The following is a 13,961-nucleotide window of genomic DNA, read 5'->3' on the forward strand; positions in this document are numbered from 1 at the left end:
CCCTAAATACCAGAAATATTGGTAAGGGTTTATGGCTGAAGAAGACATCATTCTAAAAGGCATTTCCGGTCCGTTGAAGGATGCGGTGAAGTGGTCAAATTCAAACATTGCGGCAAAGCAGGAACAGGCGCTTAAATATTATAAGCGGTCCTATCTTCCCGGTGACGACAAGCTTAAAGGGCGCTCGAAATGGGTCAGTCCTGAAGTCGCTCAACACGTCGATTGGATGACGGCAAGTCTTGTCCGCATTTTCACCTCTCCGGAAAACGTCTGCGAATTTGTGCCGTTCGGTCCGGAAGATGAAGCTGTTGCAAGCCAACAGACCAAAGTCGTCAACTGGATTATCAAAACCAAGAATTCGCATCTGTCGTTCCTAAAGCCATGGCTTCAGAACGGCTTGATTGCTGGTCTCGGTATCATCACCGTGGAATTCGAGACCCAAAGTCAGGAATCGCTTGCTCGTGTCCTGAAGGGCATTCCCAACGAACAGCTGGCACAATTCGTTCAACAGGAAGAAAACGGTCAGATTGTTATCGAGTCCGTTTCCAAGCCGAAGACCGATGAACAAGGCATCGAAACCCGCGACCTGAAAATCAGGACCATCAAGCGCGTCCCGACCTTCTCCATTCTTAGCGTCACGCCAGAAGATTTCATCGTGTCCAAGGACGCCAAGTTTTCAAACGAGACTGGTGGCATTCAGGCAAAGCTTCAGGGTCACCGTAAGGTCATGGGCAAACAAGACCTGATCGACATTGGCTTTGATGCCGAAAAGGTTCGATCGATCCCGCTCGCCAGTGACAAGAATGACGGCATTGCCCTTGAACGCTCCAAAGACCTCGACGGCAGTCAGGGCATTTCCGGCGACGATGTCGAAGTCTACCAGATTTACACAAAGCTGAAGCTGGACAACAAGAACCGCCACTACCGCCTTACGCTGGCTGGCGACTTGGACCGCCCTGTTTTGCTCGATTATGAGGAAACCACGAAATACTATCCGTATTCGGCTTTCACCCCCTATGATATTCCTGACACCCTGTTCGGTCTCGGCATCCCCGACAAGATCGGCGATGACCATCTGATTATCACAAAGATGAACCGCGCTGTCCTCGACAGCCTGCATATGTCCGTTCACCCCTACAAGGTAGTGAACCCGGACGTGACCAATCTGGACGACTTGCTAAACGTCCATCCGGGTTCGGTTATCCGTTCCACCGATCCGAATGGCGGCATTTCATACAATACCCCGCCTTTTGCCGGTGGTCAGGCTATCCCGGTAATCCAGAATCTTACACAGTCGCTCGACTTCTCGACTGGTGTCGGTCCTAGCATGGTCAGCGTCAATGCTGCCGACATGCAGAATGTGACCGCCACGGCGGCTAACCAGCGTTCTAATTCCGGTCAGCTGATCGTTGAGTCCATTTCCCGCTACTTCGCTGACACCGGCTATCGCTATCTGGTGAAGATGATCGTTGATGCCCTCATTCAGAAGCCAGATGAAGCGCAGGAATTCGTTTCTCGCCTGACCAACCAATTTGTACCGATTGACGAATTCACCCCCGAATTTGATGTGACGACTTCTGTCGCCTTTGGCGTCATGAGCCGCGACCAGTCTACTCAAACGCTTATGAACCTCTTGGGTCAGCAAATGCAGGCGATGCAGGCAGGTTTGCCGGTTGCCAATGCGCAGAACATCTATTCCACGCTTTCGAAGCTTGCTGAAACAGCCGGTTTCAAGAACGGTTCGATGTTCTTCACCGATCCGTCAACGCTGCCCCCTGCCCCGCCGCCCCCGCCGCCCGTCGATCCCAACGCCGGTCTAATCGAAATCGAAAAGATCAAAGCACAGCTGAAGGCACAGTCAGACGAGCTACAGCGCCAATTCGAGCTTCAGAAATTCATCGCTGAAACAGACCTGAAGCGCGATCAGATGGCGCAGGATTTCGCGCTCAAAGAAGCCGAAATCACAGCAAAATATAGCGCACAGATCGATATCGCTCGGTTGAAGATTGAACAGAATATGCCGCGTGATCCTACCGGCAATGTCATCATGCAACAGCAGCAGCCGAATCCAATGATGCAAGCTGAACATGTAATGCAGCCACAGCCGGAACAAATGCAGCAGCCTAATCCGATGGAGTACCCACAATGAAACCTATCGATAAGGCAAACGCTGCCATTCGCCTGAAGGAAAACGAAGACTTCAAGCTGATTATGAAATGCGTTGAAGCCGACATTTTTGATGCGTTCAAGAATGTGAAGCTTGGCGATTCAGAAGCACTGAAAACCGTTCACGACCTGTCGCACGGTTTCAAACTTCTAGGGTTGCGAGTGGATAAATACATTGAACTTGCGGTTTTCGAAGCCTCAAAGGATGAAGATCGCTAAATAAAACCAAATTCATAATAACGGAATTTATAAATAGAAATGGAAGACGAAGCAACAATCCCCGAAACGGGAACTGCACTAGACGTTAATGAAGCCGCTAATCTGATTAGCCAAATGAACGACCAGACTGATGACTCGGTAGAGCAAACTGAAGCGGTTGTTGAAGAACAGTCTACGGAAGTAGACGAGACACCAGAAGAGCAATTTGTTGACATCGACGGGAACCAGATTTCCCTAACCGAAATCCGCAATAGCTATCTGAGACAGCAGGACTATACGCGAAAGACGCAAGAGATTGCGGAACAGCGTAAGCACTATCAGGAAAACCAACGCGATATCAATGAACTTCGCAATCAGGCACTCGAAAACCTCGAAACCCTGAAACAGCAAGTTTCCATTGAATTCCGAATGGCTGAAGTTCCAGATTTTGACTACCTTGCTGAAAACGATCCCGGTGAGTACGTCCGTCAAAAGGCACTATGGGAGAAGCGCGAAAATGCCGTTCGGCAGCTTTATGAAACGGAAATGCATCTTAAACAGAAAGCAGCCGAATACGAAGCTGAACAGCACAAAGCCGCACTTCAGGAATCCAATGCGCGTTTTTACGAGAAGTACCCTGAACTGAAGGATGCTGCCAAATCCAATGAGGTTTTCGGCGACATCACACAGTATCTTTTGGACACTGGTTTCTCTGAACAAGAAATTCGTTCGGTTAGTGATCATCGAATTATCGACATCCTCTACCAGAATGTGAAAGCGCAAAAGGCGCAGAAAAGCATTCCGGCAGTTGTCGAGAAGATCAATAAGAAGCCTGTCCTGTCGGCAAAACAGCCGTCACAGAAGACAGACTTTAACCGGCAGAATTTCGAAAAATTCAACAACTCACGTTCCGTTGCAGATGCGGCGGCGCTAATTAAGAATCTACTTTAAGGAGAAGGCAAAAATGCCCACACTTATCACTTCGGCAGTCTCAAACGTCAAAGAAGACCTGTCCAACATCATTTCGATGATTTCCCCGGAAGAAACTCCGTTCGTCACCGCCATTGGCAAGACCAAGGCAACCGCAACCAAGCATGAATGGCTTCAGGACACCCTTGCCGCTGCCAATAAGGATTCAGCAGCTGTCGAAGGCGCTGATGCAACCGACAGCACGCTTGCAGGTCCGGTTCGTATTTCCAATCAGGCGCAGATTTTCACTAAGGACATCCGCGTATCGGGCACCCTTCAGGCTGTTTCGACCGCTGGCACGAGTGACGAGCTTGCTCGCCAGATCGCCAAGGCTGGTAAGGAAATCAAGCGCGACATTGAAGCCGCTCTTGTATCCGCCAATCCTTCGGTCGCTGTTGGCGCTCGCAAGCTCGGTGGCGCAGAAGCCTTCATCGTCACCAATGCGCAGCACGGCGCGAACGGCGCAACCGCTGGCTATTCGGCTGGTGCTGTTGGTGCTGTCACCCCGGGCACGGCTCGCGCTCTTACCGAACCGATGTTCATCAGCATGCTTCAGGGCATTTGGAATGCCGGTGGCGATCCGAAGAAGGTCATTGCACCGGGCACGCTGAAGACGAAGATTTCGACCTTCGTTGGTGGTGGTCAGAAGCAACAGAACGCCAAGGACAAGACTGTCCATCAGGCGGTTGACCTCTACGAGTCGGACTTCGGTACGGTCGATATCCTTCCGCATCGCTTCATGTCGGCAACGACCGTCATCGCTTTTGATCCGTCACTTTGGAATCAGGCTGTTGTTCGTTCGCTCGAAAAGAAGGAACTGGCTAAGACCGGCGATAGCGACAAGTTCATGCTTATTACGGAACTCACTCTTGAGTGCCTGAACGAAGCTGGCAACGGTAAGATTGCTGACCTGAACGGCTAATCTTAGTACACAAATTCAGGGTTAAACTTAGGGCGCTCGAAAGGGCGCTCTTTTTTTGTCTGCGATCCTAAATAGTCGAACAGACAAAATGGATGAAAGGAATGGACAATCTAAACGCTGGCGATTTGGTGCCGGATGGACAGACAGTTTCATGGACGGAAGAGTCCGGAATTACGTTTTACATGCACCGCGAAGGCGACAAGCTGCATATGCGCTGGTCATCGCCAGACCTTCAAACTCTCTTCGATACGAACGCCGCTGAAGCCGCTGATTTCAACGCAAACGGTTCGCACGGCAACCTAGTGAAGCAAGCCAGTATCCCAAGCCAATTGTATTGGGCATGGCAGCGTGAAGGCATCACCGAAGACCGGGAAGCAATGCGCCGCCGTCTGAATGACAGCGATTACCGCAAGTTTCGAACCTCGACATGGAGGCTCTGAATCATGACGTATGACGAACTAATCGAGACCATCAACAGCTACACAATCAGGGATGATTATCCGGTTGCTGAATTCATCCGCCGCGCTGAAAGCTATCTGCGAACCGTGGCAAAGCACTACCTTGCCGAAAAGGTTGTGACGCTGCCTGTCACCGGTAACACCGTGGCTCTGCCTTCCGACTTTCGCGAAATTCGAGCGATCACCGGCACCAAGACGTATAAGCCGGTTGCACCGATGAACGCCACCATGGCTTCTGATGAAGTCGGCTATTACCGTGACGGCGCACGCCTTGTCCTCGTGGGCATCGCTGATGCTCAAATTGGGCTGCTTTATTCGGCTGCATTTCAGGATTTGACGCCGGAAACCTCAAACTGGTTGTTCGAACGCTTCCCGAATGTCTACCTCGCTGCCGTCCTAAAGGAATTCTACCGGTGGACCAAGGACGCTGAAGGCGTCTCAATCGAGCAATCCGCCCTTCAAGAGGCTTTGAGCATCGTTGCAGAAGACGACCGTCGCGGGCGCGTGTTCGGTACGATTATCGCAGGTCCGTCTTCATGGTAGCGCTTGACGTCCCCTTCACTTCATTTCAGCCGGATTTGCCAGCCCTTGGGAATCCCGGTCTGGTAAGGGCGCACAATTGCAGCCCCGGTCTTGGCGCTGGTCCCGGCGCTGTCACGTTCTTCCCGTTGAAGCGGGCAAGCCTCTATAGCGATACCACTATGGCTTCCATGCCCCTCGGTTCCGCTGTTGGTCAGGATCGCTTTCAGAATGCCAAGGTGTATGGCGCAGATGCCGGGCATCTCTACAAGCTAAGTCCGTCTACTCGTGATTGGACCGATATCAGCCGTACCGGTGGTTATCTGACCAGTGCAACCGAAGGCTGGAAATCGGTCGAATTCGGTTCGCTGCAATGCTTCACCAATTACAGCGACAATCCGCAATTCATCGACATGAATACGGACGTGAAGTTTGCCGACCTGACCACGCTGGTTAAAGGCAGGCATATCAACACGCACAAGGGTTTCGTCATCCTTGGCAATACCTATGACGCCCTTGATGGCGCTGTTCCCTATCGACTCAGATGGTCAGGTCTCGAATCCCCATCGGATTGGACGTTCTCGGCAGCAACAATGTCTGACTTCCAAGACATCCAAGGGTTCGGATCGATTCAGGGCATTGTCACCGATGACAGCTGCTATGTGTTGCTTCAGCGCGGAATCGTTCAGGCAACCTTTGTGGGCAGCCCCTATATTTTCCAGTTCGAATCCCGCGTAACCGGCAAGGGCTGCTCGGTTTCACAAAGCGTCATCACCGTCGAAGGGAAGCATTTCTTCCTCTCCGATGACGGCTTCTACATGCTTCAAGGTGGTCAGCTTCAGCCAATCGGCATGGGCAAGATCGATAAATGGTTTCTCGAAAATGCGGACCTGACCCAAGCGAACCTGATGACGGTTGCCGCCGATCCTCGCGAAACCCTCGTGTATTGGCAGTTTTGCAGCAAGAATGCCGTGGCTGGAAAGCCAGATATGATGCTGATCTACAACTATCATACAGGCGAGTGGACCACCGCCGATGCGACTAGCCACTTCATCTTCAATTCCATGTCGCTGCCTTGGACAATCGACCAGCTGGACGAATTCGGCTCACTCGACAACGTCCCGGCATCTTTCGATGATCCCGTATGGAGCGGCGGCAAAAATCTCCTTTGGGGGATGGACCAGACCGGCAAGATTTATTCGTTCAGCGGTTCCAAGCTTGAATTGAGCATCGAGACACCGGAATTCCAGCTAAGTCGGATGCTGCCGAACGACAGCCAAGCGGACATGGCAACTGTTCATGGAGCGCGTCCCCTCTTTGAAGGCGACGGTACAGCGCGAATTAGTGTCGGCACAAAGTCACTACAGAATACCGATGTCGTTTGGTCTGAACTGAAGGAAACCAATGCCGAAACAGGCTTTGCATATTTCCGTAATCAGAGCCGTTACCAGCGTATTCGTCTGACTATTTCGGGCGATTGGAACCGTGCATTCTCGCTTCAAATCGACGGGAAAACTGCCGGTAGACGCTAAATACTCGCATGGAAAGAGTTTATAACCATGCCGACTCTCGGCAAGTCGCTTCAGTTCTCAATCAGGTAGTTCGCCAGTTCGAAAACACTGGAACGGCAACGCTTACGACTGGCACGACCACGACCGTCAACAATCCCAAAGTCACGACCCAAAGCGCGGTAATTTTGCAGCCGCGCAACGCCAATGCTGCCGCATCCGTCTATTTCGTTAGCGCGATTTCGAACGGAAGCTTTGTCATTGGTCATATTGCCGGTGCGGCGGGAAGGACGTTCGACTATGCAGTTTTCGCCATATGATCCGGGTTGGTTTTTCGGAAGAGGAATATCTTAGGGTTCGCGGATGGCTGGTTTCAGCAATCGAAGTGAACCCCGATAAGATTACCGAAAGTCAGCTTCTCGACAAATTGCGGTCTGGCGATTGGCATTTGATCACAATCGAGAACGCTGCATGCGTCCTTCAGTGCTGCATTTGTGAAGGCGAAAAGATTGCTAATATTCTGCTAGTCGGCGGCGAAAAGAACCAGTCTCTTCGCTCCATTATGAAAGCGCATTCGGTTCTTTGCGACCATCTTAGAAAGATGGATTTCGCTAAATTAGTAGGACAGCCGCGAAAGGAATTTCACGCTTATCTCAAACGGAATGGCTTCGCTGAAGCCCAAAATCAAGACTTCGAAAAGGAGCTTTTCTAATGCCTTCAACACCCAAGGAATCCACAACGAAGGTCGAGCCATGGAGCGGTGCACAACCATATATACTCGAACAATACGCACTCGCGGATAAGTTGTTCAAGGATGGCTCCCCTAAGCCGTATGACGGAAAGACGATTGCCGATCAGTCGAAGGCGACGACGGACGCGCTTGCCAACACTGAAGCACTTGCCCGCAATGGCGACAAGTCGGCGCTCACCAATGCGACGAATGCCCTGAACGGTGTCCTTACACAGAACGGCAATTCGCAGGCAAACAACACCCTTTCGCAGATTCAGAACAACACCAAGCTTGGTGCCAATCCGACTGATGCGATGGCTGCACAGATCGCCAACGGCAAGGCGCCGCAAGCGCCCGGGCAGTACAATCAGAATTTCCAGAATCCGGCGCTCGCACAAGCTGCCGGCAATGCAAACTATACGAACGGCGCAGGACAGACAGCACAAGGGCTTCAGAACTACCAGAACTCGGCAATCGGCAATATCCAGTCGATGCTTGGTTACACGAACCCGGCAGCGCAACAGGCGCAGAACCTCGGCAATTTCCAGAATAGCGCCGTTGGTCAGGCATCGCAGTACAATTCCTTCGAAAACGCTGCTTCCGGCTTGCAGACCCAACAGGCGCAGCAGCTTCAGAACGGCAGCAACCCGGCGCTGGACTACCTGAAGAACACGGCATCCGGCGCGAATATTGGCAAAAACGCTTACCTCGACTCGATGGTCTCCAATCAGCAGGACCAGATTGCCAATAAGCTGAAGAACGTGACCGCCCCGGGCATCGACAGCCAAGCCGCTGCTATGGGCAGAATGGGTTCGTCAGCATATGCCACACAGCGGAACAACGCGGAGTCGACCGCCGCCGAACAGATGAGCCGCGTTGCAACGGACATGTACGGCGCTCAATATAATCAGGACGTTCAGAACCAAATGAACGCCGCTGGTCAGTATGGGAACTTTGCCAATCAGGACGTTTCCAACCGGCTCAACGCCAATCAGGCTTTGTCACAGACCAGTCAGGCGCAGGAACAGGCCCGTCAATCCGGTACTGGTCTTTATGGCGATCTTCAGAATTCACAGAACCAGCAACGCCTTGCCGGAACGCAACTTTACGGCTCGATGGCGCAGGACCAGCAGAATAGCCGCTTGAATGCAGCTGGTCAGCTTGGTCAGCTGAACGACAGCCAGAACCAGCAGCGTCTTGCCGGTAACCAGAACTATGCCAACATCCTCGACAGCCAGAACAGCCAGCGCCTTAACGGCATGCAGCTGTACGGCGATCTTGCGAACTCACAGCAGACGCAAAATCTGAACGCCTCAAATTCTGCCAACCAGCAGTTCAACGCAAACCGTGATTACCAAATGCAGGGTTTGAACCTGCAAAACAGCAATTACCAGAACAACATTTCGAACCTTTTGGGTCTCAATGACCAACGCATGAACGCGGCTAATTCACAGCTGAACAATCAAAATACGGTCAACGGACAGAAGCTCAATGCTGCTGGCATGGCTGGTGACATCTACAAGAATTCAAATCTGCCGAACGAACTTCTTGCCGGTGTCGGTAATCAGAAAGACCAGCGTTCCGACCTCGAATTGCAGTCGCAAATTAATGCGTGGGATCGCAAGGAACAGCAGCCGATTCAAAATATCCAAAATATGCTGAACATGCTCAATGGCGGTGGATACTCGAATACTACGACTCCGGTTTACTCAAATACTGCCGGTCAGGTTCTTGGTGGCTTGTCATCGCTTGCGGGATTGTTCGCGCTCTGTGATGCGACCACGAAAGTCTTGCATCGTCACATTGGTTACATGCCTTTGACGAATGGCGAAACCCTTTCGATCTACGAATTTTCATATTGTGATGATCCTGACCAGACGATTTGGTTCGGTCCCATTGCGCAGGAAGTCGAAGAAAAGACCGCCGCTGTTGTCGAGTTTAACGGCAAGAAACATATCCGAATTGACATGATGGAGGCTGCATAATCATGGGCGTCTTTGATTTCCTAAACCCAAAAAAGAAGAAGCTCGTGGACGGCAATGACCTTGAAGCGGTGGTTAATCCTACCGCTTCCAAGAAAGCCAATTTCCTTGATCAGTTCCTTCCTGAAGATGAAACCAAACGTGCCGCATTGTCACGCGCTCTTATGATGGGCGGCGCTTCGATGATGGCTGCTGGTGGTCCATCGGCTACCCCTACGAACTTCCTTGGCGTTCTTGGCAGTGGTATCGGCGCTGGTGTCGGTTCGGCTGATGAGTACACATTGAACGCGGCTAAAATGGCAGCATCGAAAGCCGCGAACAGCGCTGAACAGCAGAAATTGCAGACGATTGCCGATAGTCAGGCGCGTGGTATGGCGTTTGCTGAAAAGTACGGTGCGCCCGGTCCTAACGGCTATTCGCAGGAAGCGCTTCACGATCTTCTCCAAATCCAGATGGCGAACGGCGATGAAGCGGGCGCTCGCGATACGGTTGGGATGATCCAGCAGCTTCAGCAGACCGGCGCGAAGAACGGCATGGTGGTTGGTGAAGATGGTTCATTCGGTCTTGCCGGTGGTTATGCCGGAAGTCTGTTCGACACCAAGAAGGCTGAATCGCTCGGCAATGCCGTTGGTCAGAATGCGCAGATGACCGCCGACCAGAAGAATTTCGAGTATGGCAACGAGAACCCGGCATTCCGCGAAAATGAACTTCGGCTGAAACAGGCTGGCGTAGCTCAACCGGACAACAAGTTCTTCGGCGAATCCGCTAAACACGCATCCGAACGCTTTGCGGGCTATCAGGCTGAAGGCTTGAAAGCCAAGGAACTGGCGAACAACGTTTCGCGTATGGCGCAGCTTAGCCAGAGCATCGGCACCGGCAAATGGGCTGAAGTCAAAAAGACGGTTGGTCCTTGGGCACAAGCTGTTGGCGTTAACGTCGAAGGTATGGACGAAATTCAGGCATTCGAGTCGATGGTTGCCAAGGTTGCCCCGACTATGCGCGTTCCCGGTTCTGGCGCGACATCAGACTTCGACGCCAACCAGTTCCTGAAATCGCTTCCGGCTATGGCGAATTCGCCTGAAGGCAACGCCCTCATTGCCCGGACCACCTCGGCAATCGAGCAAAACAAGATCAAAGCCGCCGAAATCGCCAACCGCGTCTATGACTCGGCTGACCCGCTCTATGGGAATTGGCAGGACGCGGAAAAAGAAATCAACGCCCTTCCCGATCCGTTTGCCGAATTCCGCGAAGCTCGTGGCGGCGATGCTTCATCGGACAGCACCGGCAGCGTTCAGCCTGAATCGAGCGATGCAATCGTTGTCGGCTCTGAAGCTGAATATAACAGCCTTCCGGCTGGTGCGTCTTATCGTTTCGCTGGCGATCCGCCCGGCACAAAACGGATGAAGCGCTAATGGTCAATTACATCCGTTACGCCAACCAGAACGCCACCAGAAATCAGCAGCTTTCCGAAGATTTATTGAAAAGGCTTGGCTTCCTCGAAAAGATGGGCATCACGGCTGAAGTGTTCAGCGGTGGTCAGCCCGGCAAGGGTGAAGGCGGCGGTCGCGTTGGTTCTACCAGACATGATCACGGTCACGCCGCTGATGTGCGGTTCTTTCAGGGCGATAAGCCGCTTGATTGGTCGAACCCGGAACACGTCCCGATCTTTGAAGAGATTGTCCGCAACGGCAAGGCAAATGGGGTTAGCGGCTTCGGCGCTGGACCCGGCTACATGTCCAAGGGCAGTATGCATATCGGCATGGGCAATCCCGGTGTTTGGGGGGCTGGTGGCAAGGGTGACAACGCCCCGTCATGGCTTCGCGATGCGTACAACGGCGCTCCATCTGGCAAACCGGATGTCATCGCGGAAGTTCTAGCCGCTGCAAATCCCGACGCACCGCAAGCCTTGCCACAGCCCGAACTTCAGTCTCTCGCACTCGCTACCGATACGAAAGAGACAGCGCCGAAATCGAACAACGGCATATTAGTCGATGCTTTTAATAAGATCACCGGGAAGAACGTGCAGGTACCACAGCCGCCGAAAGAAATTTTCGGTGTCGAGACCGGCAAAGTCACGAACGCGCTTTCCGGCATCGGGGACTTCGCGAAAGCCCTCGGTGAAAGCGATGCGCAGCTAAATAAGCAAATACAGGCTTCAGCGCGATCAGGCGGGCGTTCAGATACGCCGGTTGAATTTACGATGATGCCGTCCGCACTACCGCGCAAGAAGAAGAAAGGATCGCTTGGCGGGTTAGGAGGTTTTTACGTCTAAAATGGAAGATTGGCAGAAACGCGCTATCGAGCGCGACACGGCTTCTCAACAGGTACCGGAGTGGATGCGCAAGGCGATGGAGCGCGACTCCGTTTCCGCCGACATCTTCGGCGATGCTGGACCGCAAGCCTCACAGATCGATAACAGTGACGACGCCCCTGCCCTTGTTAGAATGGAAGTCGGATCGCTTGAAAAGCCAGAAGATCGACTTGCCGCACTCCGGAAGCATTACCCTGATGCCAAACCATATGGCGACGGCAATTTTATTTTCAGCGACGAACAGGGAAAAACCAGACTCTACAATACCGAAAGCTGGTTTCCCGGTCTCGGTGACTTTGCCAGCATCATGCCAGAAATCGGTGAAACGGTTGGTGGCGGTGTTGGTGGTCTCCTTGGCGGTGTTGGTGGTGGTGTGGCTGGTACTGCCGTGCCTGTCGTCGGCACAGCAGCTGGTGCCGTAACAGGTGCTATCGGCGGTGCAGGTGTTGGTTCAGCCGCTGGTCGCGAAGGCACCATGTGGGCAATGAACAAAATCTTCGGCAACGAAGACACGCGAACCGGAAAAGAACAGCTTGTCGATATGGCACAGACAGCCGCGCTTGGCGCAGCTGGTGAAGGCGTCGGGCGACTTGTTCTTGCACCCGCTGCAAAAGCCCTCAACAAGAATTTCAACCCGTTTTCCGGAGCTTATAAGCAATCGCTTATCGGCACCCCTGATGCAAAAGCAGCGCAACGCCTTGAAGATTGGCGCGGTATTGGCGTCGAACCGACCGCTGGTCTGATCACCGGCAATGAAAAGACGGCTTTGCTTGAACATGCACTGAAGCCGATGCGGAACGGTGGGCAGATCGCCGCAAAACAGGATGAAGCATTTCAAGCGCAGGCAAACGAATTCAACCGCATCATCGGCAGCATGTCACCGACGACCGCGACACCGGCAGGTTCAGGCGAACTTATCCGAAATGCAACGAAGCTCGCAAAGCAGTCTGCAAAGGATGAAAGCGACCGTCTTTATTCGATCATGGAATCCAAGGTCACAAGCCCGGGTTTGACAGACAACACGCAAAGCTTTCTCGCGTCCTTGATTGATGAAAAGGCAGCGATGAACCATGAAGAACTTTTCAGCCAAGGGGCTTTGATTGACGGTGTTATTGAACGTGCATCCAAGATTATCCAGTCCGCTCAAGAGGGGAAACTTTCGGCGAAACAGCTGAAGGAAGCCCGTTCTCGCGTTGGTGCAGCCGCTAAAGATGTCGATGACCCGTTTGTCAAAAACAAGCTAAATCGCATGTATGCAGCGCTCGAAACCGACATGGAAAAGACCGCTGAAGTCAGTGGTCCGGAAGCTCTTGAGGCATTTCGGAAAGCGAATGATCATTATCGCGATAATTACGCCAGTCCGGTCACCGGCTTCGGCAAGGCACAGAAGCGACCAGATGGCTTGGACAATGGCGGCGAAGCCTACAATATCCTTTCCAAGAATGCCGATGAAGTCTTTCAGTACGCCATGGGAGACGCCAAAAAGGGCGGTAATCGTGTCGCTCAAGTTCGGCGAATTGTTGAACGTTCGGAAGGCGGTAAGCAAGCTTGGAATCAGGTTGCCGCTGGATTTACAGAACGCCTTGGTCGCGCTTCGATTAATGGTGAAGATGCTTTCGAACCAACGCTATTCCTGAATAACTGGAAAAAGAACGTCTCTCCGGAAGTGAAAAACGCAATTTTCACCGGCACCGAAGGCGCTCAATACCGGAAGGATTTGGACCGTCTTGCGGAAATCGGCGGATATTGGAAAGACTACAGCAAGAAGGCGAACCATTCGAACACCGAAAACCATCGGCAGATCAAAGACTCGCTTGACCCACTTTCCCGCAACAATCTGATTTCGATTGCATTGGGAACCGGCGCTTCATTGGCGTCTGGTGGTGCAGCCGCAACCGGCGCAATTGCTGGTGCAGTTGCCAAGCGGGCAATGGGCAGTGCCACTTCATCGTTGCGCGCCGGATCGCAAGCCAAGCTTCTGCAAAACCCACAAACCGTTGCGTGGCTCGCCAATATCGGGCGCGGTCAGATGGAGCGTGGTGGTTTGAAATCCTACGTCAAGAAGCTCGCGAAGATTGGTGCATCGACATCAGACAACGCGCTTGCCGCCGCCATCAATGAATATTTGAAGATCGCTCAATACAGCGAAGACGACCGCTAATCAACCGGGAAGAAAGGCCCGACTACCAATAAAAAGA

Annotated in this window: 13 protein-coding genes; all 13 read left to right on the forward strand. The window is 52.5% G+C overall.

The window, feature by feature from the left end; all coding sequences use genetic code 11:
• The first annotated feature begins 31 nt into the window (after nucleotides 1-31).
• The 13 genes from ASD31_RS14600 (at nucleotide 32) to ASD31_RS14660 (ending at nucleotide 13,924) form a co-directional block, all read left to right on the forward strand.
• A complete protein-coding gene (locus ASD31_RS14600; RefSeq protein ID WP_200952194.1) occupies nucleotides 32-2,149 on the forward strand; it encodes a portal protein in 2,118 nt (705 codons plus the stop codon).
• Nucleotides 2,146-2,385 (forward strand): hypothetical protein, encoded by a 240-nt coding sequence (locus ASD31_RS14605; RefSeq protein ID WP_056335016.1) that lies wholly within the window; start codon nucleotides 2,146-2,148, stop codon nucleotides 2,383-2,385. Before ASD31_RS14600 ends, ASD31_RS14605 begins: the two co-directional genes overlap by 4 nt.
• 39 nt (nucleotides 2,386-2,424) lie before the next feature.
• Nucleotides 2,425-3,315: a hypothetical protein gene (locus ASD31_RS14610; protein WP_056335019.1), complete on the forward strand. Its 891-nt coding sequence runs from the start codon at nucleotides 2,425-2,427 to the stop codon at nucleotides 3,313-3,315.
• A 13-nt stretch (nucleotides 3,316-3,328) separates the two neighbouring features.
• Nucleotides 3,329-4,255: a DUF5309 domain-containing protein gene (locus ASD31_RS14615; protein ID WP_056335022.1), complete on the forward strand. Its 927-nt coding sequence runs from the start codon at nucleotides 3,329-3,331 to the stop codon at nucleotides 4,253-4,255.
• Between the two features lie 101 nt (nucleotides 4,256-4,356).
• Complete coding sequence (locus ASD31_RS14620) at nucleotides 4,357-4,695, forward strand: hypothetical protein (RefSeq protein WP_056335025.1); 339 nt, start codon at nucleotides 4,357-4,359, stop codon at nucleotides 4,693-4,695.
• Nucleotides 4,696-4,698: 3 nt separating this feature from the next.
• The gene (locus ASD31_RS14625) at nucleotides 4,699-5,256 is read left to right on the forward strand and encodes a hypothetical protein (protein ID WP_056335027.1); all 558 of its coding nucleotides are present in this window, start codon (nucleotides 4,699-4,701) and stop codon (nucleotides 5,254-5,256) included.
• The gene (locus tag ASD31_RS14630; protein WP_056335030.1) at nucleotides 5,250-6,764 is read left to right on the forward strand and encodes a hypothetical protein; all 1,515 of its coding nucleotides are present in this window, start codon (nucleotides 5,250-5,252) and stop codon (nucleotides 6,762-6,764) included. The genes ASD31_RS14625 and ASD31_RS14630 overlap by 7 nt, the downstream gene beginning before the upstream one ends.
• 8 nt (nucleotides 6,765-6,772) lie before the next feature.
• On the forward strand, nucleotides 6,773-7,060 hold the full coding sequence (locus tag ASD31_RS14635) for a hypothetical protein (RefSeq protein WP_056335032.1): 288 nt from the start codon (nucleotides 6,773-6,775) through the stop codon (nucleotides 7,058-7,060).
• The gene (locus ASD31_RS14640; protein ID WP_244483858.1) at nucleotides 7,057-7,452 is read left to right on the forward strand and encodes a hypothetical protein; all 396 of its coding nucleotides are present in this window, start codon (nucleotides 7,057-7,059) and stop codon (nucleotides 7,450-7,452) included. The genes ASD31_RS14635 and ASD31_RS14640 overlap by 4 nt, the downstream gene beginning before the upstream one ends.
• The gene (locus ASD31_RS14645) at nucleotides 7,452-9,455 is read left to right on the forward strand and encodes a hypothetical protein (protein ID WP_200952196.1); all 2,004 of its coding nucleotides are present in this window, start codon (nucleotides 7,452-7,454) and stop codon (nucleotides 9,453-9,455) included. Before ASD31_RS14640 ends, ASD31_RS14645 begins: the two co-directional genes overlap by 1 nt.
• A gap of 2 nt (nucleotides 9,456-9,457) precedes the next feature.
• Entirely contained in the window at nucleotides 9,458-10,864 is a 1,407-nt protein-coding gene (locus tag ASD31_RS14650; protein ID WP_156392675.1) for a hypothetical protein, read from the forward strand.
• Nucleotides 10,864-11,724 carry a hypothetical protein gene (locus tag ASD31_RS14655; RefSeq protein WP_056335042.1) on the forward strand — a complete coding sequence of 287 codons (861 nt, stop codon included), beginning with the start codon at nucleotides 10,864-10,866 and terminating at the stop codon, nucleotides 11,722-11,724. The genes ASD31_RS14650 and ASD31_RS14655 overlap by 1 nt, the downstream gene beginning before the upstream one ends.
• Nucleotide 11,725: 1 nt before the next feature.
• The gene (locus tag ASD31_RS14660) at nucleotides 11,726-13,924 is read left to right on the forward strand and encodes a hypothetical protein (protein ID WP_056335045.1); all 2,199 of its coding nucleotides are present in this window, start codon (nucleotides 11,726-11,728) and stop codon (nucleotides 13,922-13,924) included.
• Nucleotides 13,925-13,961 lie beyond the last annotated feature (37 nt).

Source organism: Rhizobium sp. Root482 (assembly GCF_001426565.1).
Classification (GTDB): Bacteria; Pseudomonadota; Alphaproteobacteria; order Rhizobiales; family Rhizobiaceae; genus Pararhizobium.

Bases quoted from the DNA above. Each gene is read 5' to 3' on its own strand.
- ASD31_RS14600 (WP_200952194.1), top strand. From the start codon at position 32: ATGGCTGAAGAAGACATCATTCTAAAAGGCATTTCCGGTCCGTTGAAG.
- ASD31_RS14605 (WP_056335016.1), top strand. From the start codon at position 2,146: ATGAAACCTATCGATAAGGCAAACGCTGCCATTCGCCTGAAGGAAAAC.
- ASD31_RS14610 (WP_056335019.1), top strand. From the start codon at position 2,425: ATGGAAGACGAAGCAACAATCCCCGAAACGGGAACTGCACTAGACGTT.
- ASD31_RS14615 (WP_056335022.1), top strand. From the start codon at position 3,329: ATGCCCACACTTATCACTTCGGCAGTCTCAAACGTCAAAGAAGACCTG.
- ASD31_RS14620 (WP_056335025.1), top strand. From the start codon at position 4,357: ATGGACAATCTAAACGCTGGCGATTTGGTGCCGGATGGACAGACAGTT.
- ASD31_RS14625 (WP_056335027.1), top strand. From the start codon at position 4,699: ATGACGTATGACGAACTAATCGAGACCATCAACAGCTACACAATCAGG.
- ASD31_RS14630 (WP_056335030.1), top strand. From the start codon at position 5,250: ATGGTAGCGCTTGACGTCCCCTTCACTTCATTTCAGCCGGATTTGCCA.
- ASD31_RS14635 (WP_056335032.1), top strand. From the start codon at position 6,773: ATGGAAAGAGTTTATAACCATGCCGACTCTCGGCAAGTCGCTTCAGTT.
- ASD31_RS14640 (WP_244483858.1), top strand. From the start codon at position 7,057: ATGATCCGGGTTGGTTTTTCGGAAGAGGAATATCTTAGGGTTCGCGGA.
- ASD31_RS14645 (WP_200952196.1), top strand. From the start codon at position 7,452: ATGCCTTCAACACCCAAGGAATCCACAACGAAGGTCGAGCCATGGAGC.
- ASD31_RS14650 (WP_156392675.1), top strand. From the start codon at position 9,458: ATGGGCGTCTTTGATTTCCTAAACCCAAAAAAGAAGAAGCTCGTGGAC.
- ASD31_RS14655 (WP_056335042.1), top strand. From the start codon at position 10,864: ATGGTCAATTACATCCGTTACGCCAACCAGAACGCCACCAGAAATCAG.
- ASD31_RS14660 (WP_056335045.1), top strand. From the start codon at position 11,726: ATGGAAGATTGGCAGAAACGCGCTATCGAGCGCGACACGGCTTCTCAA.